This is a genomic window from Kitasatospora sp. MAA4, assembly GCF_029893355.1.
Lineage (GTDB): Bacteria > Actinomycetota > Actinomycetes > Streptomycetales > Streptomycetaceae > Kitasatospora.
The window spans coordinates 20,231-41,490 of the sequence record NZ_JARZAI010000021.1 but is presented as its reverse complement, the minus strand read 5'-3'; the positions used below and the strand labels follow the sequence as shown (position 1 = coordinate 41,490).

At 72.8% G+C, this 21,260-nt stretch carries 14 protein-coding genes; 4 read left to right on the top strand and 10 right to left on the bottom strand.

The window, feature by feature from the left end:
- Positions 1-11 precede the first annotated feature (11 nt).
- From P3T37_RS25865 to P3T37_RS25850, 4 genes are all read right to left on the bottom strand, one after another.
- Positions 12-1,007: a sugar ABC transporter permease gene (locus P3T37_RS25865; protein WP_280726260.1), complete on the bottom strand. Its 996-nt coding sequence runs from the start codon at positions 1,005-1,007 to the stop codon at positions 12-14.
- 19 nt (positions 1,008-1,026) lie between these two features.
- Positions 1,027-2,385 (bottom strand): extracellular solute-binding protein, encoded by a 1,359-nt coding sequence (locus P3T37_RS25860; protein ID WP_280726259.1) that lies wholly within the window; start codon positions 2,383-2,385, stop codon positions 1,027-1,029.
- Between the two features lie 92 nt (positions 2,386-2,477).
- Positions 2,478-3,689 carry an ROK family protein gene (locus tag P3T37_RS25855; protein ID WP_280726258.1) on the bottom strand — a complete coding sequence of 404 codons (1,212 nt, stop codon included), beginning with the start codon at positions 3,687-3,689 and terminating at the stop codon, positions 2,478-2,480.
- A gap of 164 nt (positions 3,690-3,853) precedes the next feature.
- Positions 3,854-4,909 (bottom strand): mechanosensitive ion channel family protein, encoded by a 1,056-nt coding sequence (locus tag P3T37_RS25850; RefSeq protein WP_280726362.1) that lies wholly within the window; start codon positions 4,907-4,909, stop codon positions 3,854-3,856.
- Positions 4,910-5,283: 374 nt separating this feature from the next.
- On the opposite strand from P3T37_RS25850, the gene P3T37_RS25845 reads away from it, so the two are divergent.
- A complete protein-coding gene (locus P3T37_RS25845) occupies positions 5,284-5,904 on the top strand; it encodes an HNH endonuclease (RefSeq protein WP_280726257.1) in 621 nt (206 codons plus the stop codon).
- An 81-nt stretch (positions 5,905-5,985) separates the two neighbouring features.
- On the opposite strand, the gene P3T37_RS25840 is transcribed toward P3T37_RS25845, so the two are convergent.
- Both P3T37_RS25840 and P3T37_RS25835 read right to left on the bottom strand, forming a co-directional pair.
- Entirely contained in the window at positions 5,986-6,567 is a 582-nt protein-coding gene (locus P3T37_RS25840; RefSeq protein ID WP_280726256.1) for a hypothetical protein, read from the bottom strand.
- Positions 6,568-6,708: 141 nt separating this feature from the next.
- Complete coding sequence (locus tag P3T37_RS25835) at positions 6,709-10,821, bottom strand: beta-N-acetylglucosaminidase domain-containing protein (protein WP_280726255.1); 4,113 nt, start codon at positions 10,819-10,821, stop codon at positions 6,709-6,711.
- Between the two features lie 503 nt (positions 10,822-11,324).
- Between P3T37_RS25835 and malQ the strand changes: the two genes are divergently transcribed.
- A complete protein-coding gene (malQ, locus tag P3T37_RS25830) occupies positions 11,325-13,424 on the top strand; it encodes a 4-alpha-glucanotransferase (protein ID WP_280726361.1) in 2,100 nt (699 codons plus the stop codon).
- Between the two features lie 21 nt (positions 13,425-13,445).
- Complete coding sequence (locus P3T37_RS25825) at positions 13,446-13,679, top strand: hypothetical protein (protein WP_280726254.1); 234 nt, start codon at positions 13,446-13,448, stop codon at positions 13,677-13,679.
- A gap of 53 nt (positions 13,680-13,732) precedes the next feature.
- Here P3T37_RS25825 and P3T37_RS25820 read toward each other — a convergent pair whose 3' ends face one another.
- The 4 genes from P3T37_RS25820 to P3T37_RS25805 form a co-directional block, all read right to left on the bottom strand.
- Positions 13,733-14,434: a VIT family protein gene (locus tag P3T37_RS25820; RefSeq protein WP_280726253.1), complete on the bottom strand. Its 702-nt coding sequence runs from the start codon at positions 14,432-14,434 to the stop codon at positions 13,733-13,735.
- Between the two features lie 74 nt (positions 14,435-14,508).
- Positions 14,509-15,069: a Uma2 family endonuclease gene (locus tag P3T37_RS25815; protein WP_280726252.1), complete on the bottom strand. Its 561-nt coding sequence runs from the start codon at positions 15,067-15,069 to the stop codon at positions 14,509-14,511.
- Between the two features lie 107 nt (positions 15,070-15,176).
- The gene (pepN, locus tag P3T37_RS25810) at positions 15,177-17,756 is read right to left on the bottom strand and encodes an aminopeptidase N (protein WP_280726251.1); all 2,580 of its coding nucleotides are present in this window, start codon (positions 17,754-17,756) and stop codon (positions 15,177-15,179) included.
- Between the two features lie 117 nt (positions 17,757-17,873).
- Complete coding sequence (locus tag P3T37_RS25805; RefSeq protein WP_280726250.1) at positions 17,874-19,739, bottom strand: PQQ-binding-like beta-propeller repeat protein; 1,866 nt, start codon at positions 19,737-19,739, stop codon at positions 17,874-17,876.
- Between the two features lie 322 nt (positions 19,740-20,061).
- Between P3T37_RS25805 and P3T37_RS25800 the strand changes: the two genes are divergently transcribed.
- Positions 20,062-21,258, top strand: coding sequence for an ROK family transcriptional regulator (locus tag P3T37_RS25800; RefSeq protein ID WP_280726360.1), 1,197 nt, complete (start codon positions 20,062-20,064; stop codon positions 21,256-21,258).
- The last annotated feature ends 2 nt before the right edge of the window (positions 21,259-21,260 follow it).

Here is a 21,260-nt window from a genome sequence, read left to right as displayed (position 1 = left end):
GGTGAACTCTCCTAGTCCTCAACCGACATGAAGCCGGATTTCCGGCGCAGCAGCAGCGACGTGAACGCCATCGAGATGGCGAACAGGATCAGCGCGACCACGCAGGCCGAGCCGGTGTCGAAGCGCTGGAAGCCGAGGTTGTAGACCATCTGCGGCAGGGTCCAGGTGGAGCCGTTCGGGTAACCGGGCTCGAACTGCTCGCCGGAGCCGCCGATGATGCCGCTGGCGACCTGCCCGGCCACGATCGCCTGGGTGTAGTACTGCATGGTCTGGATCACGCCGGTGACCACCGCGAACATCACGATCGGCGAGATGTTGGGGAAGGTCACGTAGCGGAACCGCTGCCAGGGGCCCGCGCCGTCGAGTTCGGCGGCCTCGTACTGCTCGGTGGGCACGTCGAGCAGCGCGGCCATGAAGATCACCATCAGGTCGCCGATGCCCCACACGGCCAGCATCGTCAGGGCCGGCTTCGACCAGTTCGGGTCGTTGAACCAACCGGGTTGCGGCAGGCCCAGCTTGCCGAGGTAGTGGTCCACCGGGCCGGTGCCGGGGTTGAGCAGGAAGGCGAAGGCGATCGTGGCGGCCACCGGAGGTGCCAGGTAGGGCAGGTAGAACGCGGTGCGGAAGAAGCCCAGGCCGCTCCTGATCTTCGTGACCAGCAGCCCGATGCCCAGGCCGAAGACCACCCGCAGCGTCACCATCACCACGACCAGCCAGAGCGTGTTGCGCAACCCCTCCCAGAAGAACGGGTAGTCGGTGAAGACGTAGGTCCAGTTCCGCAGCCCGGTGAAGACCGGCGGCCGGAACCCGTCGTACTTCATGAAGGAGAAGTAGACGGTGGACAGCAGCGGGTAGGCGAAGAAGACGCCGAAGCCGATCAGCCAGGGGGAGAGGAAGGCCAGCGTGCGGGCCGCCTCCCGGCGGCGCTTGCGGCGCAGCGCCGGCGGGACGGGCAGGGCGGTCGGAGCGGTGGCGGCGGCCTTACGCGAGCCGAGTGCGAGTGCCATGAGCGCGTGTCACCCGCCGTCACTTCGCCTGGTTCACGGCTGCGTCGATCTCCTTGGCGGTGGCCGCGAGGCCGGCTGCCAGATCGGTCTGCTTGCCGCTCTCGACGTCGTAGCCGAGGTTCTGCAGGCTCACCTGGTACGCGCCGCCGTTGATGCTGGCGGGCGTGGTGGTGGAGTTGGGGTCGCGGGCGATGTCCAGGAAGGTCTTGAAGTTCGGATCGGCGTCCAGCTTGGGCGAGTTGAGCGCGGCGATGGTGCTGGGCACGTTGTGGATCGCGTTGGCGAAGCTCACCACCGCGTCGGTGTCGGTGGTCAGGTACTTCACCAGCTCCCAGGCGGCGGCCTGCTTGGTGCTGCCCTGGGCGATCCCGACGATGGTGCCGGTCTGGTAGCCGCGGCCGTACGTCGAGGCGAGCGCGTCCGGCACCGGGAAGGGCGCGGTGGCCCAGTCGAGGGTGGCCTTGTCGTCGGCGATCGAGGCGGTCCGCCACTCGCCGTCGATGGCCATCGCCAGCTGGCCGGTCTCGAACGGGTTCTTGGCGCTGAACTCGTCGCCGAAGGAGGTGCGGAACTTCTCCAGCTTGTCGAAGCCGCCGAGTTGGTTGATCAGGTTCTTCTGCCAGGTCAGCATGGCGGTCACGGACGGGTCGGTGGCGATGTTCGACCTGCCGTCCGGGCCGAAGTACGTGGCGCCCCACTGGCTGAGGTAGTGCGAGGGCGCGGACTCGTAGCCGTGGTAGTTCGGCAGGAAGCCGAGCTGCTGGAAGCCGTCGCCCTTGGGAATCGTCAACTTGACGGCGTCGGCGTCGAATTCGCTCAGCGTTTTGGGTGGCGCGGTGATGCCGGCGGCGGCGAAGGCGGTCTTGTTGTAGTAGAGCCCGTACGCGTCGCCCTCCAGCGGCAGTGAGCACTGATCGCCCTGGAACTGGCTGTACTTGAGCATCGGCGCGGGGAAGGTCGCGGCCGGGTCGATGCCGTCCTTCTTCAGGAAGGGCGTGAGGTCGGTCCAGACCTTGGAGTCGCAGAACTTGCCGACGTTGTCGGTGGTGAACGAGGAGACCACGTCCGGCGCGTCCGGTCCGCCGGCCCGCAGCGCCTGCTCGCTCTTGTCGTCCGAGATGTTGGCGACCACCTTGACGTGGATGTTCGGGTGCAGCTTCTCGAAGTTCGCGATGTTGGCGTTGATCGCGCCGGTCTCGTTGTCCTGGCTCCAGCCGTGCCAGAAGGTGATGGTGACGTCCTTGCCGCCGGCGGAGTCGTCGCTGCCGCCCGTGGAGTCGGTGCCGGTGCAGGCGCCGGCCAGCAGCGCGACGGTGGCGCTCAGGCTCACGGCGGCAGCCAGTCTGCGGGTGCGTCCAGAGGTGCGGGTGCTGGGCACGGAGGTCCTCCTGGGGGTACACCGGGGCAGGCGTCATCGCCTGCCGGCCCGGGTGCGGAATGGGGGGAAGGGAGGTGCGAGGCGGGGTGGGGTCAGCCGGTGGTGAAGGCCGTCTCCCGCGCGGCGGTGAGGGCGCGCTGGAGGGCGCCGTGCAGGACGGGGGAGCCCGGGACGGTGCTGCTGCGCAGCTGCGGGCGCGGCACGGCCAACCCGGTCAGCTCCTCCTGGACGAGCTCGCGCAGCCGCTCGCCCCCGGCGGTGGGGATGCCGCCGGAGAGGACGACCAGCTCGGGGTCGATCACCGCGACGATCGCGGCCAGCCCGGTGGCCAGCCGGTTGGCCAGGACGGCGAGGAACGCGTCGCCGGCCCCCGGGGTGGCCAGCGCCTGCTCAATCGCCGCCTCGGCCGTGGTGCCGGCCAGCCGGTGCTCCTTGGCCAGTGCGAGCACCGCGTCCGCCCCGGCGAGTTCCTGGAAGCCGCCGGAGTTCTCCCGGCGGACGTTGCGGATCAGCGGGGCACCGGGCACCGGCATGTAGCCGACCTCGCCGGCGCCGCCGGTGAAGCCCCGGTGCAGCTGCCCGGCGATCACGATCGCCGCGCCGATGCCCTCCTCGGCCCAGAGCAGCACGAAGTCCTCGCAGCCGCGGGCGCTGCCGAGCACCCGCTCGGCCACGGCGGCGAGGTTGACGTCGTTCTCGATCGAGACCGGCGCGCCCAGGGCTGCCTGGAGCTCGGCCGGCAGCCGGGGGGAGTGCCAGCCGGGCAGGTGCGCGGCGTAGCGCAGCTTGCCGGTGGCCGGGTCGAGCGCGCCGGGGGTGCCGATCACGATCTCGTTCAGGCTGCCGGGGGCGAGCCCCGCAAGCCGGACCGTCTCGGCGAGGCCGTCGGCGAGCCGCTGGATGGTCCCGGCGGCCTGCCGGGGCGGAGTGGGGACCAGGTGCTCGGCGAGGGTGCGGCCGGTGATGTCGGCCACCCCGAACAGCGTGTGGGTGGGCTTGACGTCCAGTCCGGCCACGTACCCGGCGGCCGGATTGACCTGGTACAGCTGGGCGTTGGGTCCGGGGCCGCCGGCCGTGGTGCCGACCGGAACCACCAGCTGGGCCGCCGCCAGCCGGGCCAGCAGCTGGGAGGCGGTGGGCTTGGAGAGCCCGGTCAGCGTGCCGATCCTGGTCCGGGAGAGCGGGCCGTGCTCCAGCAGCAGGTCGAGCGCGGCGCGGTCGTTGATCGCCCGCAGTCGGCTCGGCGTGCCGGGGCGCGGGGCGGCGGTGGCGGAGGTGGCGGCGGGGCGGGTGCTGTCGGTCACGTGCTGAATCCTCCTCCGTCGGCCGTGCTGCTTGCCACTCAGGATTGTTAGTAAAGTTTCCAATCGCTGAGAGGACGGTAGGGCCCGCCTCCGGAGGGTGTCAAGAGAACGCGAAAGCCCCGCCCCCGGGAGAAGTCCTCAGGGGGCGGGGCTTTCGGAACGGGCTACGGCGTCTTGACCGGGTTCGTCGGGTCCTCACTCGGGTGCTGCACCGGCATCGGTATCGGCCGGGTGGCCAGCGAGCGGGCCGAGGCCGGGTCGGACAGCGCCGAGGGCGGCAGGGTGTCCACCGGCGCGGGCGCCGCGGCAGCGGGGGTGGGCTCCTCCCGGAGCTTGATCCCGGCCTCGTCGAAGGCCGCCTTGAGACGCTGGCGCAGGCCGCGGGTGATCAGCGCCGCCTTGCCGGGCATGGTCTTGGCCTCGACCCGCAGCACCACGGTCTCGGCGGCCACCGACTCCACCCCGAGCACCCGCACCGGCTCCCAGAGCAGCTCGTCCCACGGCGCCTCCTTGGCCAGCGCCTCGGCGGTGTCCAGGATCAGGTCCTCCACCCGGTCGAGGTCCTCGCGGTAGCCGACCTGGACGTCCACGGTCGCGGTCGACCAGCCCTGGCTCATGTTGGCGATCCGCTTGACCTCGCCGTTGCGGATGTACCAGATCTCGCCGGTCGCGCCGCGCAGCTTGGTCACCCGCAGGCCGACCTCCAGCACGGTGCCGCTGGCGACGCCGGTGTCGATCTCGTCCCCGACGCCGTACTGGTCCTCCATGATCATGAAGACCCCGGACAGGAAGTCCGTCACCAGGTTGCGCGCGCCGAAGCCGATCGCCACACCCGCGACCCCGGCGCTGGCCAGCAGCGGTGCCAGGTTCACCCCGAGGGCGGCCAGGATCATCAGCGCGGCGGTGCCCATGATGCTGAACGAGGCCACGCTGCGCAGCACCGAGCCGATCGCCGCGGAGCGCTGGTGGCGCCGCTCGGTGTTGACCAGCAGTCCGCCGAGCCGGCTGGTCTCGCTGGAGTCGCTCTCGTGCTCCTTGGTCATCCGCGCTATCAACTGCGCGATGAGCTTGCGGACCACGGCCCGCAGCACCAGGGCCAGCACGAGGATGAAGACGATCCGCACCGCCCCCTCGACCCAGTTCTGCCAGTTGGCGTCGAGCCAGCTGGCCGCCTGCTTGGTGCTGGTGGTGACCTGGTCGGCGCTGGTGGGCAGATTCAGCCCGGTCGAGGTGTGGCCGTCGGAGGCCAGCGGGAGGAGGGCCGGGAATCCGGACCGACTCACGGGGAGAACCTTCCTGCAGAGTGCACGTTTCGGACGAGCCTATCGCCCGTCAGGCCGCCCTCCGAATCGTCGCGTCATACGAACAGGCGATCCGCCGGGGCCGCCCGAGAACCGTTCGAGTGCAGCACACCACGCCTCTGGGCATAGAGGAAGCACAGCGGGCTATGACAGAAGCCACCCCGGTCCGTTATCCGGTAATGGTGGCGCCGTACAAACCCGTAAGGCGACACTGGGGGTGATCGCGCAGCGATGTGCGGTCATCCGCTCGTCCCGGCGCGAGCCACGCGCCGCAGGCGTCCAAGGAGGCATCCGTGCCGCATGTCCTGGTCCTCAACGCGTCCTACGAGCCACTCGGCGTCGTATCGATGCGCCGCGCACTCATCCTCGTCCTCAACCACAAGGCGGTCAGCCTGGAGGACTCGGAATTCACCCTGCACAGCGCCACCAGCGCCGTTACGGCGCCGTCAGTCGTCCGTCTCACCCGCTTCGTCCGGGTCCCGTTCTGCGGGCCCGTACCTCTCACCCGCCGCGCACTCTTCGCCCGTGACCACGGGCGCTGCGTCTACTGCGGGGCCGCCGCGACCAGCGTCGACCACGTCATCCCGCGCAGCCGCGGCGGACAGCACCGCTGGGACAACGTGGTGGCGGCCTGCCGCCGCTGCAACCACGTCAAGGCCGATCGCCACCTGACCGAACTGGGCTGGCGGATGAAGCGACCACCGGCCCCGCCCAGCGGGCTGGCCTGGCGCATCATCGGAACCGGGATCAAGGACCCGCGCTGGCGGCCCTACCTGGAGCCCTACGGAGCCACGGACCAGTTCCGCGACTTCGAGCACCACGACCATACCGACCACGGGGGAACCGCACCGGTCCCGCTGGGCCGGTCCCGTCCCGTCCACCGCGGTGAGCAGCCCGAAACGCTCACCGCCTGACCACACCAAGGCCTGGCCGTACGGTATGCCTCATGGGCCGGCGGCGCGCTCCTCAGAGAGCACGCCGCCGGCCCGCCGTGTTCAGGCCGGTACGGGCACCGGCGCGGCCCGGCGGACGACCAGCGGCGCCGTCGCGAGGGCCAGCAGCGCCGCGCCCACCGGCATCAGGTCCAGCGAGGCGGCCATCAGCACGGTCGCCGCCAGCACCAGCAGCGGGCTCCGGAACGGGACCAGCCGGCGCACCGCGAGGACGCCCGCGAGGCCCAGCAGGCCGACGTAGAAGAAGAGCGGCAGCACGGTGTAGAACACCGGCAGCACGCCGGGGTGGCTCTGGATCTGCTCGAAGAGCCGGTCCTTGCCGGCCGAGTCGACGGTCCGCAGTCCGACGTACAGGTCGATCCCGACCTGCCCCAGCGAGGCGCCCAGACCCAGCAGCCCCGCGCCGAAGGCGACCCCGGGCGCCACCGGGCCGCGGGCGGCGGCCGCCCGGTACAGGCCGTGCATGACCACCCCGAACATCAGCAGCGAGCCCAGCAGCGCGAGGTGCCCGGTGGTCCAGCCGGGCCCCGGGCCGTGCTGCCCGTCGAGGAGCCGGACGACGCCGTACGTGGCGAGCAGGGCCGGCGCGGCGAGGTAGGCAGTTGTGTGGAGGCGGCTGGTCATGGTGATCCGTCCGATCTGCGGGAGTCTTCCTGGCGACAGGGAAGATCCTGCTCAGAGACGGCCCGCGGGAGATCGCCGACGACGGTGAACCCGCGGCCTCGCCCGTGCGGGGGAGCAGCTCCCCCGCACGAACGAGGCGCGTCAGCGCTGCTCCGCCTGCGCCCCCGGGGACGGCTGGGCCGGGCCGGCGCTCGCCCCGGCGCCCGGGCTCGGCTGCCCGGACGGCGTCGGGACGATCACCGGCGGGGCCGAGGGCGCCGCCGTGCCGGGCGCCGCGGGCACCCCGCTGGGCGACGTCGTGGGCGCCGGCACGGGCGCGCCGGGAGCCGGCGTCGCGGGGGCGGTCGGCGGGGTCGGCACGGTGGTGGGCGGGGACGCCGGATCGGTGACCGCGTACGCCTCGATGCCGAAGAGCGAGTAGCCGTACTTGGTGGCCCGGCTGACCCCCTGCATCCGCAGGTAGAGCGTGTTCGGCGCGTCGAAGTGCACCGTCTCGGTACCGCCGTGGCCGGCCATGGTCGCCACCGTCGTCCAGGTCACCCCGTCCGGCGAGGTCTGCACCTGGTAGGCGGAGGCGTAGGCCGCCTGCCAGTGCAGCACCGCCTCGCCCAGCCGGGTGGGCTGCGCGAGCTTGAGCTGCACCCAGGCGTTGTCCACCGCGGGCGAGGCCCAGCGGGTGGCGGCGTTGCCGTCGGTGATCGCCGAGGCCGGGGTCTTCGGCGAGTCGTCGCCGGAGGAGCCGGCGGTGGCGGTGAGCGCCAGGTCGGGACCGCCGGTCGGCGGCACCACGTGGACCTGGAGGGTCTGGTGGATGGTCACCCCGTTGGTGGTGAAGTCGACCGGCACCTGGTACGTCCCGGACGGCGTCGTCGCGGCCGCCGAGACCTGCACGGTGGTGCTGGCCCGCCCGCCGCGCGGCACGCTCACCGGGGCACCGGGGGTGCCCGGTGCGGGCGCCGGCGTCACGGTCAGGCCCGGCACGCCAACCGGCAGCTCGGCCCGGATCTCGCCGGTGGCGCCCTCCGGCCGGACCGCGTCCACCACGGCCTGGGTGCTCGCGGGCGCGGCCGCACCGGCGGTCACGTCCAGCTCCGGGTCGGAGAGGGTCAGCCGGGCGATCGGCGTGTCGGCGTACCAGGGGACGATCTGGTTGACCACCGGCGCGTCGCCGCCCGGTGCCCAGGTCAGTCGGACGGCGCCGACCGGCTGACCGCCCGTCGGCAGCTCGTTGTAGCCCGGGTTCAGAGTGCCGATCGGGGCCCAGCTGCCGTCCGCCTTGCGGATCTCCACGGTGGCGGTGGCCTTGACCGTGGGGTCGGTCAGCACGGTGATCCGGTCCAGCGGACGGGTGCCGCCGAGGTCGACGGTGAGCGGGGTGTCGGTGGCGGTCGGCGCGGCCGCCGCGCGGTAGGCGGTGTCCGGGTCGCCGTCCAGGACCGCCGCGGCCGAGGAGCCGGGCGCCGCGGCCGGGCCGCCGGAGACGCTGGCCAGCGCCGCGCCGGGCGCGCTGACGCTGAAGTCCCGTACCGCGACCGCGGTCTGCTGGGTGGCGGTGGCGCGCAGCCGGATCGCGGTGACCACGGCGCCGTCCGGCAGCTTCGCGGCCACCGTCTTCTGGTTGTGCACCTTCAGCAGCTGCTTCCAACTGCCGTCGCCGGTGGCGTACTCCAGCACGCCGTCGTGCAGGTAGTCGTCCTTCGCCGCGGCCGCGTCGCTGCCCGGGTCGCCGGTGCCGTCCGTCGAGCCCATCCGCACGGTGACGGTGTCCACCGGGCGGCCGTCGCCCAGGCTGACCCCGAAGCTGTCGCCGGGTTGCGGCGGCGCGGCGCCCCAGTAGAAGGTGTCCGGCGAGGAGTCGGTCATCAGGGCAGGCGCGTGGTCGTCCGCGGTGCCCATCGTGGTGGTGGGGGTGAGCGAGCCGGCGCTCACCCCGGACCAGCTGTCGGAGGCCTGCGTCGCCCGGTCGAGGAACGGGTCGAGCACGCCGGCGCCGACCGTCGCCGAGCCCTGCGCGAGGGTGTCGCGCAGCTGCCGCAGCTTGACCCGGGCCTGCCAGGCGCCGGCGCCGTCGCCGTGGTGCTGGGCCACCAGCATGTCCACGGCCGCCTGTCCGGCCTGCCCGTACGTGCTGAGCCGGCTGAGCCAGGGCGCGATCTCGCCGGCCAGGGGCCCGCCACCGGAAGCGGCGGGGTCGGTCAGCGCGGCCTGGGCGCCGGCCATCGTGGTGAAGGCGGCCCGCAGCGGGTCGGCGGCCTGCTGGAGCTTGCCGAGGTCCACCGTGCCGCCGCCGCTGGGCTGCAGCGCGGCCCAGAAGGCCGTCAGCAGCGGCGTCAGGTAGCCGGACTCCTTGGGGGCGAGCGGGGAGGAGGCGCTGTTGCCGGCCAGCGCCGTGAGCGCGGCGAGCGCCGGGCCGGTGCCCGCGTCGGCGGGGTTGCCGGGCACGGCGGTGGCGGCCAGCGCGCTCAGCGCGTACTGGAGGGACGCGTCGGGCTGGTAGCCGGCCGGGTTCCAGGCGAAGTCGGCGGCGGTGGAGAGCGCGACCCGGGAGGCGAGCGGCTGCTGCATGCCCGAGGTCAGCAGGGCGGCCGAGTGGGTGGCCACCTCGGGGTCGCGGCCGACGTACGGGCCGAGGTAGAGCCGGTCGGGCGTGGAGTCGTTGACCGGGTAGTTGTCCATGGTGACCAGCGGGTGGCCGAAGACCGAGGCGCTGTCCGCGGCCTGAGCGGCCGTGATCTTCCCCGGGATCACCCCGACCCCGGTCCAGGCGACCTGGACGGCGGCGGGCAGCCCGGCGGACAGCGCGGTGCGGTAGATGCTCCGGCCGGCCTGGTAGTACTCGGTGGGGACGATCGACAGCGGCGCCAGGTCGGGGTTGGCCGCGATCAGCCGGCTCTGCACCTTGGCCGCCAGGTCGGACTGCGCCTTGGCGGCGGCGGCCGCGCCGGTGCCGTACCTACTACTGTCGGCCGAGCAGTGCCACTCGTTGAAACTGGCGTCCTGGAACTGCAACTGGAACGCCTCGAAGCCGAGTTCGCGCATCGCGCCGAGCTTGGCGATCAGCGCGTCGACGTCCTTGGCGGAGCTGTAGCAGAAGGTCTGGTTGGGGGCGACCGCGTAGCCGAGCGTCACGTGGTTGAGGCGGGCCCGGTCGGCCAGCTCGCGCAGCTGGGACTGCTGGTCGGCGGGGTAGGGGTCGCGCCACTGCGCCTGGCGGTACGGGTCGTCACCGGGGGCGTAGAGGAAGAAGTTCTGCTTGGTGCGTCCCAGGAAGTCGATCTGGTCCAGGCGCTGGGCGGGGGTCCACGGCGTGCCGAAGAAGGACTCGGCGACGCCCCGGACGGGCGCCCCGGACGGCCAGTCGCGCAGCACGACGCCGGGGAACCCGAAGGCCGCGGCCGACTGGCCCGCCAGCTGCCCCTGGCCCGCCGGGACGGTGGTCAGCAGCTGGCGCAGGCTCTGGGCGGCGTGGAAGGTGCCCTCGCCGTCGACCCCGGAGAGCACCACGGCGCCGTACGTCCCGCCGCCGGCGGCGGGCAGCTGACCAGCCGCCAGCACGTAGCCGCCGGCCGGGAGTCCGGCGGGGGAGGGCGCGCCGAGGGCCTGCAAGGCCTGCTCGGCGCCGCCGTCGGACTCCTCGCCGGGCCCGCCGACGTAGACCACCAGCGAGCCGGCGGCGGGTGCCTGGGGCGTTGCCGCGAACCCGGTCGCGCCGCCGTCGCTCAGCACCTCGCGCACGGCGTCCAGTGCGCCCGGGTCCACCTGTGGGGCGAGCACCAGCGTCACGGAGGCCGGCACGGTGACCGGCTTGCCGCTCAGGTGCTGCTCCTGCGGGCGCGGGAAGACCTGCGGGTTCGTCAGATTGCCGAGCGGGGTTCGGGAGGGTGCGCTGACCGAGACGCCCGACGGCTGCGACGGCGCGGCCGAGGCCGGGACGGTGACCAGCAGGGTGCCGATCACGGCGGCGGCGGAGAGCGTGGCGGCGATCCGCAGGGTGGCCCGACGGTGCGTCAGGGTGCCGGTGCCGCTGGTGGTCCGGCCCATCAGGACCCGCACCTCCGGCAGCAGCGCTTCGGTGCCCTTGAGTTCGGCGATCAGCCGGTCGGCGGTGCGCGGCGCGACCCGGCGGGCGGTCCGGGCGGTGGCGCGCCGGGTGACCAGGACGGCCGGGTGGTCGAGGACTTCGCGCAGAGCCGGGCTTTGTTCGAGCTGCTGTCGCAACCGCCTCCCGGCGGCTGCGGACACACGGGTCTGCACAGGGGCCTCCTCGCGGCCGGGGGCAGTCGGCCGAACGGGGTGATCGAAGGGCGTGCGGCGAACCCGTCCGGGCTCTCCGCCAGACCGCACCGGGTGCCGCCGCCCCAGCCCACCAGTTGGGCGCGTCAGTGTCAACGCGGTACACCATTCTGTCCGGTTTACCCCACATTGCCTGGCAATTCGGTCACGATCCGCTGTCGCCGGGTGCTCCACGGTCGATCATCAGACGCCTCCGGACCCCTCGTCGGTTCCCTCTCCCGGCGTGCCGGTGCGGGTCGCGGCGGGCGCGCACGGGTAGGAGTGGTGCTGTCACTTACCGTGCCGTCCCCCCGCGTTGCCCCTGCCGTCCGCCACCCCAGGAGCCTGTGTTGGCCGCATACCTCAACCGTCCCGACGCCGCCACGTCCCCGACCGACGCCTCGTCCGGAGTCGAGCCCACCACCGCGCCGGGCACCGCGCTCGGAGCCCCGCCGGCCGAGGATGCCCCGCCGGCGCCCGCGCCGCTGGCGGCACTGGCCCACGCCCACGGGGTGGACACCAGTTACGACCCCGGCGCCGGGCCGGTCCCGGTCTCCGCCCACACCCTGGTCGCCGTGCTCGGCGCGCTGGGCGTCGACGCGAGCACCCCGCAGGCCGTCGAACGGGCGCTGGCCGAGCACCGCGCCCGCGCCGCCGCCCGGCTGCTGCCGCTCTGCCTGGTCGCCCGCGCAGGCCGGCGCACCGCCCTGGACGTGCCCGCCGAGGCCCGGCTGACGATCGCTCTGGAGGACGGCACCGACTGGCAGCTGCCGCCCGGCCGTTCGCACTGGCTGCCGGCCGACCTCCCGCTCGGCCGGCACACCCTGCACCTGCGGCTGGCCGAGCCCGGACAGGACGAGCGCGCCGAGTCCGCGCCGCTGATCGTCGCCCCCGATCGGCTGACCGCGCCGGCCGGCCGCGGCTGGGGCTTCCTGGCCCAGCTCTACTCCGTCCTGTCCGAACGCTCCTGGGGCATGGGCGACCTGGCCGACCTGGCCGAGCTCGCCCAGTGGTCGGCGGGTGCGCTCGGCGCGGGCTTCCTCCAGCTCAACCCGCTGCACGCGGCGCTCCCCGGCACCCCCTCCGACCCCTCGCCCTACCGCCCCTCCTCGCGCCGCTTCGCCGACCCGGTCCACCTGCGCGTCGAGGCCGTCCCCGAGTACGCCTACGCCGCACCCGAGGCGCGCGAGCGGCTGCACACCCTGGCCCGGCAGGCCGAGCGGCTGCGCCAGGAGGTGCTCCAGCACGACGGACTGATCGACCGTGACGCCGTCTGGTCACTCAAGCGCGAGGCGCTGCACCTCCTGCACGCCGTCCCGCGCGGCCCGGGCCGCACCGAGGCCTACCGGGCCTACGTCCGGCGCGAGGGCGACTGGTTGGAGCAGTACGCCACCTGGTGCGCGCTGGCCGAGCAGCACGGCGGCGACTGGCACCAGTGGCCCAAGGGCCTGCGCCGCCCCGGCACCCCGCAGGTCGCCGCCGCCCGCGCCGAGCTGGCCGACGCGGTGGAGTTCCACCGCTGGCTCGCCTGGCAGCTGGACGAGCAGCTCGGCGCCGCCCAGCGGGCCGCCGAGCAGGCCGGCATGGCGGTCGGCCTGATCCACGACCTGGCGGTGGGTGCCCACCCGGACGGCGCCGACGCCTGGGTCCACCAGGACGTCCTGGCGGCCGGCATCTCGGTCGGCGCCCCGCCCGACGCGTTCAACGCGCACGGCCAGGACTGGGGCCTGCCGCCCTGGCGCCCCGACGCGCTGGCCGCCACCGGCTACGCCCCGTACGCGGAGCTGCTGCGCTCGGCGGCCCGGCACGCCGGCGCGATCCGGATCGACCACGTGATGGGCCTCTTCCGGCTCTGGTGGGTGCCGGAAGGCCGCCCGCCCACCGAGGGCACCTACGTCCGCTACGACGCCGAGGCGATGCTCGGCGTGCTCGCCCTGGAGGCGCACCGGGCGGGCACCGCCGTGATCGGCGAGGACCTCGGGACGGTCGAGCCCGGCGTGCGCGAGGAGCTGGCGGCGCGCGGCATCCTCGGCACCTCGGTGCTCTGGTTCGAACGCGACTGGGCGGGCGACGCCGGCGACAAGGGCAGCCCGCTGCCCCCCGAGCGGTGGCGCGCCGCCTGCCTCGCCACGCTCACCACCCACGACCTGCCCAGCACCGCGGCCCGGCTCTCCGGCGAGCACGTGGAGCTGCGCCACCAGCTCGGCCTGCTGGCCCGGCCGCTGGCCGACGAACAGGCCGAGGCCGCCGCCGAACTGGCCGACTGGCGTGCGGAGCTGACCAGGATCGGCCTGCTCGCACCCGGAGCCCCGCTCGACCCGGCCGCGCTCTACCGCTTCCTGGAGGCCACCCCGGCGAAGCTGGTCGGCGTCTGGCTGCCGGACACCGTCGGCGACCCGCGGCCGCAGAACCTCCCCGGCACCTGGGACCAGTACCCGAACTGGCGCCTGCCGGTCGCCGACGCCGCCGGCACCCCGGTCACCCTCGAACAGCTCGCCGCCGCCCCCGGCGCCCTGGCCCTCGCCGCGCTGCTGCCTTCGCCCCCGGCCCCCGGAAGGCCGACCCCGGCGAGCGGCCCCCGATAAAGGGCCGCTACCTTAGGAAACGTGGACAAGAGGAACGCTTTGCGCGCTGGTGCGGTCACCGCAGCGGCCACGCTGATGATGCTGATGTCGTCGCCCGCCTTCGCCGAGGCCGGTGAGCTCGCGGACGCCCCGTACAAGGGCCTGACCGTCGCACAGTCGCTCGGGCTGTACGTGGGGATCCCGCTGCTCGCCTTCGCGGTCATCGCCGGACTGGTGATGGTCGGGTCCAAGTCGACCGTCAGCAAGAAGAAGTAACCGGCTCTTCCCGCCCCGCCGCCCACCCGGGCGGCGGGGTTCTTCGCGCTGTCTCAGCCCGATCCGATCAGGTAGCCCGCCGCATACGTCACGGCCATCGCCAGACCGCCCCCGACGACGTTGCGCACCACCGACCGCCGCACCGGCGCCTCACCCAGCCGCGCGCCCACCCAGCCCGTCAGCACCAGGGCGCACAGCACCGCGCAGACCGTCACCGGCACCCGCACATCGGTCGGCGGCAGCACGATGGCCAGCAGCGGCAGCGTCGCCCCGACCGTGAACGCCGCGCAGCTGGCCCAGGCCGCGTGCCACGGGTTGACGATCTGCTCGGGGTCGATCCCCAGTTCCACCCGGGCGTGCGCGGTGAGCGCGTCCCGTTCCGTCAGCTGCTCGGCCACCTCCCTGGCCAGCTCCGGCGTCAGCCCCCGCTCCTCGAACATCCCCGCCAGCTCGGCGAGTTCCGCGACCGGCTGCTCCGCCAGCTCCCGCCGCTCGGTCTCCAGCGCCGCCTTCTCGGCGTCCCGCTGGGTGCTGACCGACACGTACTCGCCGGACGCCATCGAGAGCGCCCCCGCCAGCAGCCCCGCCAGCCCCGAAGCCAGCAGCACCGTCGAGGACTGCGTCGCCCCCGCCACCCCGACCACCAGACCCGCCGTCGACACCACCCCGTCATTGGCCCCGAGCACCCCCGCCCGCAACCAGTTCAACCGGACCCCGAGCCCACCCGAGTCCGCATCCACACCAGTCACCGTCACGTCGTCCACCCCGCCAGTCTCCCCACTCCCCGCCCCGGGGAACACCCCGCACGTGGCGTGTCGACCCCCGGGGATCAGTAGGTCGGGAAGTCGGCCGTCCCGATCTCGTACGCGCCGAGCTGGACGGTCTCGCCGAAGCGGAACTCGCGGCGGGTGCTGTAGCGCGGGCCCTCGGGGGTGCTGTGCGGGGCGGAGAGCACCAGGCCAGTGCCGGTGCGCGGGTCGACGATCAGGTAGTACGGGATGCCCATGGTGGGGTAGTCGCGCATCTTGCCCTCGTAGTCGTTCTCCGGGTTGGACTTGGAGACGACCTCGACCACGGCTGTGACGTCGCGCGGGTGGACGGCTTCACCCGATTCCAGGGCGGCCTCGGGGAACACCATGACATCCGGTCGGCGCTTGATCCCCGACGCCGGGTCCTCGACGTCGGCCCCGCCGTGGGCGATCAGTCCCAGCGCTGACTGCTCCAGCTGGCGGTCGAGGTGTTTGGCGAGGCGGTAGACGATGAGTTCGTGCAGGTTCACCTGGCTCATCGTCATGATGATCTCGTCCCCGCTGATCTCGATGGCCCAGACGTCCTCGGGCGCGTGGGCGGCGAGTTCGTCCGCGACGGCCCGCATCCTGGCGTAGTCCATGCGCTGTCTCCTCCGGGGGATCTGTGTCTCCAGCGTAGTGCGGGGAAACGGACAGGCCGTCGACACCGCGTGGGCGGTGTCGACGGCCTGTCCGGGTGCGGTCAGCCTCAGCGGGTCGCGGCGGCCCGGTCGGCGGCCTGGGCCTTGAGGGCGCGCTCGACGCCCGCGCGGGCCTCGATCATCATCCGGCGCAGGGCCGGGGCCGGGTCGCTGGCGGCGAGCCAGGCGTCGGTGGCGTCCAGGGTGGCCTGCTCGATCTGGATCGCCGGGTACAGGCCGACGATCAGCTGCTGGGCGATCTCGTGGCTGCGGGTCTCCCAGATGCCCTGCACCGCGGCGAAGTACTTCGCGGTGTACGGCTTGAGCAGCTCGCGCTGGTCGGCCTGGACGAAACCGGCGATGACCGCGTCCTGGACGTAGTTGGTCAGCTCGTCCGACTCCACCACCGAGGCCCAGGCCTCGGCCTTGGCGGCGGCGGTCGGGCGGGCGGCGCCGCAGCTGGCGGCGTGCTCCTTACCGGCTGCGGTGTTGTCGCGGACCAGCTCGTCCGCGATGGCCTGCTCGTCGGCGCGGCCGGCGGCGACGAGGCTGCTCAGCAGCACCCAGCGCAGCTCGGTGTCGACGGCCAGGCCCTCGATCTCGACCGAGCCGTCCAGCAGCCCTGCCAGCAGGTCGAGTTGTGTGTCGGAGTGTGCCGCGCCGGCCAGGGTGCGGGCCCAGGCGAGCTGGTGGTCGCTGCCGGGGGCGGCTGCGCGCAGCTGCTGTTCGGCGGTGGTGGCCCAGCGGGCCTGGCCTTCGGTGCGCCAGGTGGGGTCGGCGTAGGCGTCGAGGGCGAGCTTGACCTGGCGCTGGACGGACTGGACGACGCCGATGTCGGACTCGCGGGGCAGACCGGCGATGGCGAGTGCGAGGTAGTCGCGGGTGGCCATCTCGCCGTCGCGGGTCATGTCCCAGGCGGCGGCCCAGACCAGTGCGCGCGGCAGCGTGTCGGTGAACGCGCCGAGGTGCTCGGTGACGACGGCCAGCGAGTGGGCGTCCAGGCGCAGCTTGGCGTAGGAGAGGTCGTCGTCGTTGAGCAGCACGACGGAGGGTCGCGGGCGGCCGGTCAGCTGCGGGACGGCGGTGCGTTCGCCGTCGACGTCCAGTTCGATCCGGTCGGTGCGGACCAGTTGGCCGTCGGTCAGCTGGTAGCTGCCGATGGCGATGCGGTGGGGGCGCAGGGCGGCCTGGCCCTTGGCGCCGGCGGGCAGCGCGGGGGCCTCCTGGACGACGGTGAAGGAGCTGACCAGGCCGTCGGCGCCGATCTCGATCTCGGGGCGCAGGATGTTGATGCCGGCGGTCTCCAGCCAGGCCTTCGACCAGGACTTGAGGTCGCGGCCGCTGGCCCTCTCCAGGGCGCCGAGCAGGTCGGGCAGGGTGGTGTTGCCCCAGGCGTGCTGCTTGAAGTAGGCCTGCAGGCCCTTGAAGAACGCGTCCTGGCCCACGTACGCCACCAGCTGCTTGAGGACCGAGGCGCCCTTGGCGTAGGTGATGCCGTCGAAGTTGACCTGGACGTCCTCCAGGTCGTTGATCTCGGCCATGATCGGGTGCGTGGACGGCAGTTGGTCCTGCCGGTACGCCCAGGTCTTCATCTGGTTGGCGAAGGTGGTCCAGCCGTTCGGCCAGCGGGTGCCCTCGGGCTCGACCAGGGCGACCATCTCGGCGTAGGTCGCGAACGACTCGTTCAGCCAGAGGTCGTTCCACCACTCCATGGTGACCAGGTCGCCGAACCACATGTGGGCGAGCTCGTGCAGGATGGTGGTCGCGCGGGCCTCGTAGGAGGCATCGGTGACCTTGGAGCGGAAGACGTACTGGTCGCGCAGGGTCACCGCGCCGGCGTTCTCCATCGCGCCGGCGTTGAACTCCGGTACGAACAGCTGGTCGTACTTCTCGAACGGGTATGCGTAGTCGAACTTCTCCTGGAAGTACGAGAAGCCCTGCTTGGTGACGTCGAAGATCGCGTCGGCGTCCAGGAACTCCTTGAGCGACGGCCGGCAGTAGATGCCGAGCGGGACGCTCTGGGCGCCGTCGGTGTACTCGTCGAAGACGCCGACGTACGGGCCGGCGATCAGCGCGGTGATGTAGGTGGAGATCCGGCCGGTCGGCGCGAAGTTCCAGACCTGGGTGTCGCCGTCGCCGATGGGCTGCGGGGTGGGGGAGTTGGAGACCACGACCCAGCCGCGCGGGGCGGTCACCGTGAAGGTGAAGGCGGCCTTGAGGTCGGGCTGCTCGAACGAGGCGAACACCCGGCGGGCGTCCGGGACCTCGAACTGCGTGTAGAGGTAGGTCTCGCCGTCGACCGGGTCGACGAAGCGGTGCAGGCCCTCGCCGGTGTTGGTGTACGCGCAGTCGGCGACCACCCGCAGCTCGTTCTCGGCGGCCAGGCCGGTCAGCGCGATCCGGCTGTCCGCGAAGGCCGCGAGGTCCAGCTGCGTGCCGTTCAGCACGATCTCGTGGATGGCCGGGGCGACCAGGTCGATGAAGGTGGCGGCACCGGGCTCGGCGGCCGTGAACCGGACCACGGTGGTGGACCGGAACGTGCCGCCGTCACGGGCCGAGCTCAGGTCGAGCTCGATGTCGTACGCGTCCACGTGGAGGAGCTGGGCCCGGGTCCGGGCCTCCTCACGGGTCAAGTTGGTGCCAGGCACTCGCAGGACTCCTTCGTCAGGCTTGTTGCTTGGCATCCTCCCATGACCCTTCCCCGCCACCGCAGGGATATCGGCCCGGTGCGCGGGCGGTTGCTCCGCCCGCGCACCGACGCCCGGTCAGCCCTTGCTGTAGAGCGTGGCGGTGGCCTCGATCGGCAGCTGCGGGACGGTCAGCACCTGGCTGAGGTCGGTCGCCACCAGTACCTGCGCGTCCTGGAACGGCATGAAGCTGTCGCTCTTGACGTTGAAGGAGGAGACCGCCGTGAGCGAGCCGTCGGCCGGGCTGAGCGAGACCAGCCGGGCGCCCTTGCCGTAGCCGTCGATCGCGATCGCCAGCGGCTTGCCGTCCTTGCTGCCGTCGACCAGGCGCAGGCCCTGCTCGGCGCCACCGTCGACGGTCCACAGTGTGGTGCCGGAGACCAGGTCGATGGCACGGATCGCGGTCTTGTCGTTCTTGGTGACCTCGACGTACAGGGTGTTGCCCAGCACGATGTTCTTGCTCAGCGCGGCGGAGGCGGAGCTGAGCTGGAGCCGGTCCTCACCGGCGACCTTCAGTGGGATCTTGGCCATCGTCTTGCCCGAGGCGTCGACGCCCACCATGTAGTCGTTGTCGTAGCCGGAGGAGATCTGCAGCACCAGCGGCTTGGTCGAGACGATGTTGGTCAGCCGGTCGTTGTCGGTGGTCAGCGCGAACGACGAGGTGATCTGGCCGGTGTCGGCGTTGAGCACCGACAGCTGCTGCTTCGGGTTGGCGTCCGGGCAGAAGTCGCTGACCACGACGACCGAACCGGCGGTGTCCGAGCTCTCGTTGCAGTAGTCGCCGCGGTCCTTGTAGTTCCACGCGGACTTGCCGTCCGAGAGGTTGAAGCCGCCCAGCAGCGCGCCGCTCGCGGCGGCCACCGTGGTGTCGGTGACGGTGACCTGGGTGTCGAAGCTCTTGCTGGGCAGCGAGCTGCCGACGTTGAACAGCAGCTTGCCGGTGGTGGCGTCCACCGCGCCGACCGAGGCGCAGTCGTCGTCGCCGAGGTTGAACGTGACGCCGCCGACGTCCTTCTTGTTGGTGCTGGCGGACATCGAGCAGAACGCCTTGGTGCCGCTCGGCGGCGTCAGCGTCCAGGCCACCTGGCCGTTGCTCAGGTTGTAGGCCGTCAGCGCGGTCGCGTCGCCGCGCACCAGCAGCTTGTCGGTGGTCCACTCGCCCAGGGTGTGCGAGTCGGAGCCGCTGACGCTGGACTTCGGCACCGTCCAGCTGACGTTGAGCTTGCCGGTGCTGCTCCCGCCGCCGCCCCCTCCGGTGCCGCCGCCGGTGACGCCGGCGCTGGTGCCGCCCGTGGCGTTGGGCTTGGGGGCGGGGCCGGGGGTGAAGAGGATGATCAGGCCGATCACGATGCCGATCGCCAGGATGCCGCCGGCGACCCCGCCGAAGACCAGCACCCCGTTGCGCTGCTTGGGTGCTGCCGGCGCCGGCAGCACCGGCCCCGGGTAGCTGTAGCCGACCTGCTGCTGGCCGTACTGCGGCGGCATGCCGTAGCCGCCCTGGTCGGGCGCCGGGCCGGGGTGGCCGTAGCCGCCCTGCGCCGCGTTGTAGGCGGGCGGCGGGGTCGGCATGGGCTGCGGGTAGCCGTACGAGGCGGCGGCCTGGGGCGGGTCGTAGGGGCCGATCGGCGCCCCCGGCGGCACGGGCGCGCCGTACCCGGGGGAGCTGGCGGGGGCCGGGCCGGGGGCGCCCGGGGCCTGCGCGGGGAAGGCGGGTGCGGTCGGCTGGTAGCTGACGTCCGCGAGCGGTCCGCTCGGCGCGGCCGGGGGCTGCGGGGGCACCGGGCCGGCGGCCTGGGCGGGGATCGGTGCTCCGTCGAGCTGCGTCATCTGGTCCGCGACTGCCGCCGGGTCGACGCCGGGCCGTCGGCCGGCCGCTGCGCCTCGCTGGTCCGGCGCCGTGGAGTCCTGCGGCCCGCCGCCCGGGTTCGGGTGATCCCCTGACATATGATGCCCCGTCATGTCTGTATGGGTGCCGCCCGGCCGGACCGGTTCTGGTGCCCGTGGGGCGGCTGAGATAAGGACATCGTAAGGGTGCTCCATTTGGCGCCCCTGGCAGGTCCCGTTCGGCGTGGCAGGACCGCCACCGACGCCAGAGCCGCATTGCCGGGCCCACTCAGCATAGAGTTCAAAAGTTGAAGGTGAACACTGGTTGCAACGTCGGCGGCACGCGGCGTGGCAGCTCCTCATTCACGAGCTCCGCCGCAAGGGCGCGGCCTGGGGCGGGGACGGTCGGGTCTCCGGGCCCCTGGGAGGGTAAATCATGTCGATGGACACGCCGGGTTCACAGTCGTCGCTGCACCGCGCCAACCTGGAGCGGGTGCTGCGCGCGGTGCGGATGGCGGGGTCGCTGACGCAGGCGGAGATCGCCCGGGGGACCGGTCTCTCGGCGGCGACGGTCTCCAACATCGTCCGGGAGCTGAAGGAGAGCGGCACCGTCGTGGTCGCCGACACCTCCTCGGGCGGGCGCCGGGCGCGCTCGGTCTCGCTCAGCGGGGACGCCGGGATCGTGGTCGGCGTCGACTTCGGCCACTCCCACCTGCGGGTGGCGGTCGGCAACCTGGCGCACCGGGTGCTCGCCGAGGAGAGCGAGCCGATGAACGTGGACGTCTCGGCCGCGCAGGGCTTCGACCGGGCCGAGGCCCTGGTGGAGCGGCTGCTGGAGCAGGCCGGCTTCCGGCCTGACAAGGTGATCGGGGTCGGCCTCGGAGTGCCGGGCCCGATCGACGTGGAGACCGGCGCGCTCGGCTCCACCGCGATCCTGCCGGGCTGGACGGGCATCGCGCCGGGCCGTGAACTCTCCTCCCGGCTGGGCATGGAGGTCTACGTCGACAACGACGCCAACCTCGGCGCACTGGGCGAGCTGGTCTGGGGCGCCGGGCGCGGCCTGAGCGACCTGGCCTACATCAAGGTGGCCAGCGGCGTCGGCTCGGGCCTGGTGATCAACGGTCAGATCTACCGCGGCCCGGGCGGCACGGCCGGTGAGATCGGGCACATCACCCTGGACGAGGCAGGGCCGGTCTGCCGCTGCGGCAACCGGGGGTGCCTGGAGACCTTCGTCGGCTCCCGCTACCTACTCAACCTCTTGAACGCGAGCCATGAACGCGAGCTGACCCTCTCCTCGGTCGTCCAACTGGCCCAGGACGGGGATCTGGGGTGCCGTCGGGTGATCGCCGACGCCGGACGGCAGATCGGCACCGGTGTCGCGATGCTCTGCAACCTGCTCAACCCCCGCCGGGTGATCCTCGGCGGAGACCTCGCCGAGGCCGGTGAGCTGGTACTTTCCCCGATTCGCGACTCCGTGGCGCGCTATGCGATCCCCTCGGCAGCCCGTCAGCTCTCCATCGTCCCGGGCACCCTGGGGGGCCGTGCGGAGGTGCTGGGAGCGCTCGCGCTGGTCATGAGCGAGATGGGCGAAACGGGCGCACTCGGACATTCCGCGCACTCGTCAACCGCTCGAAGCTGACC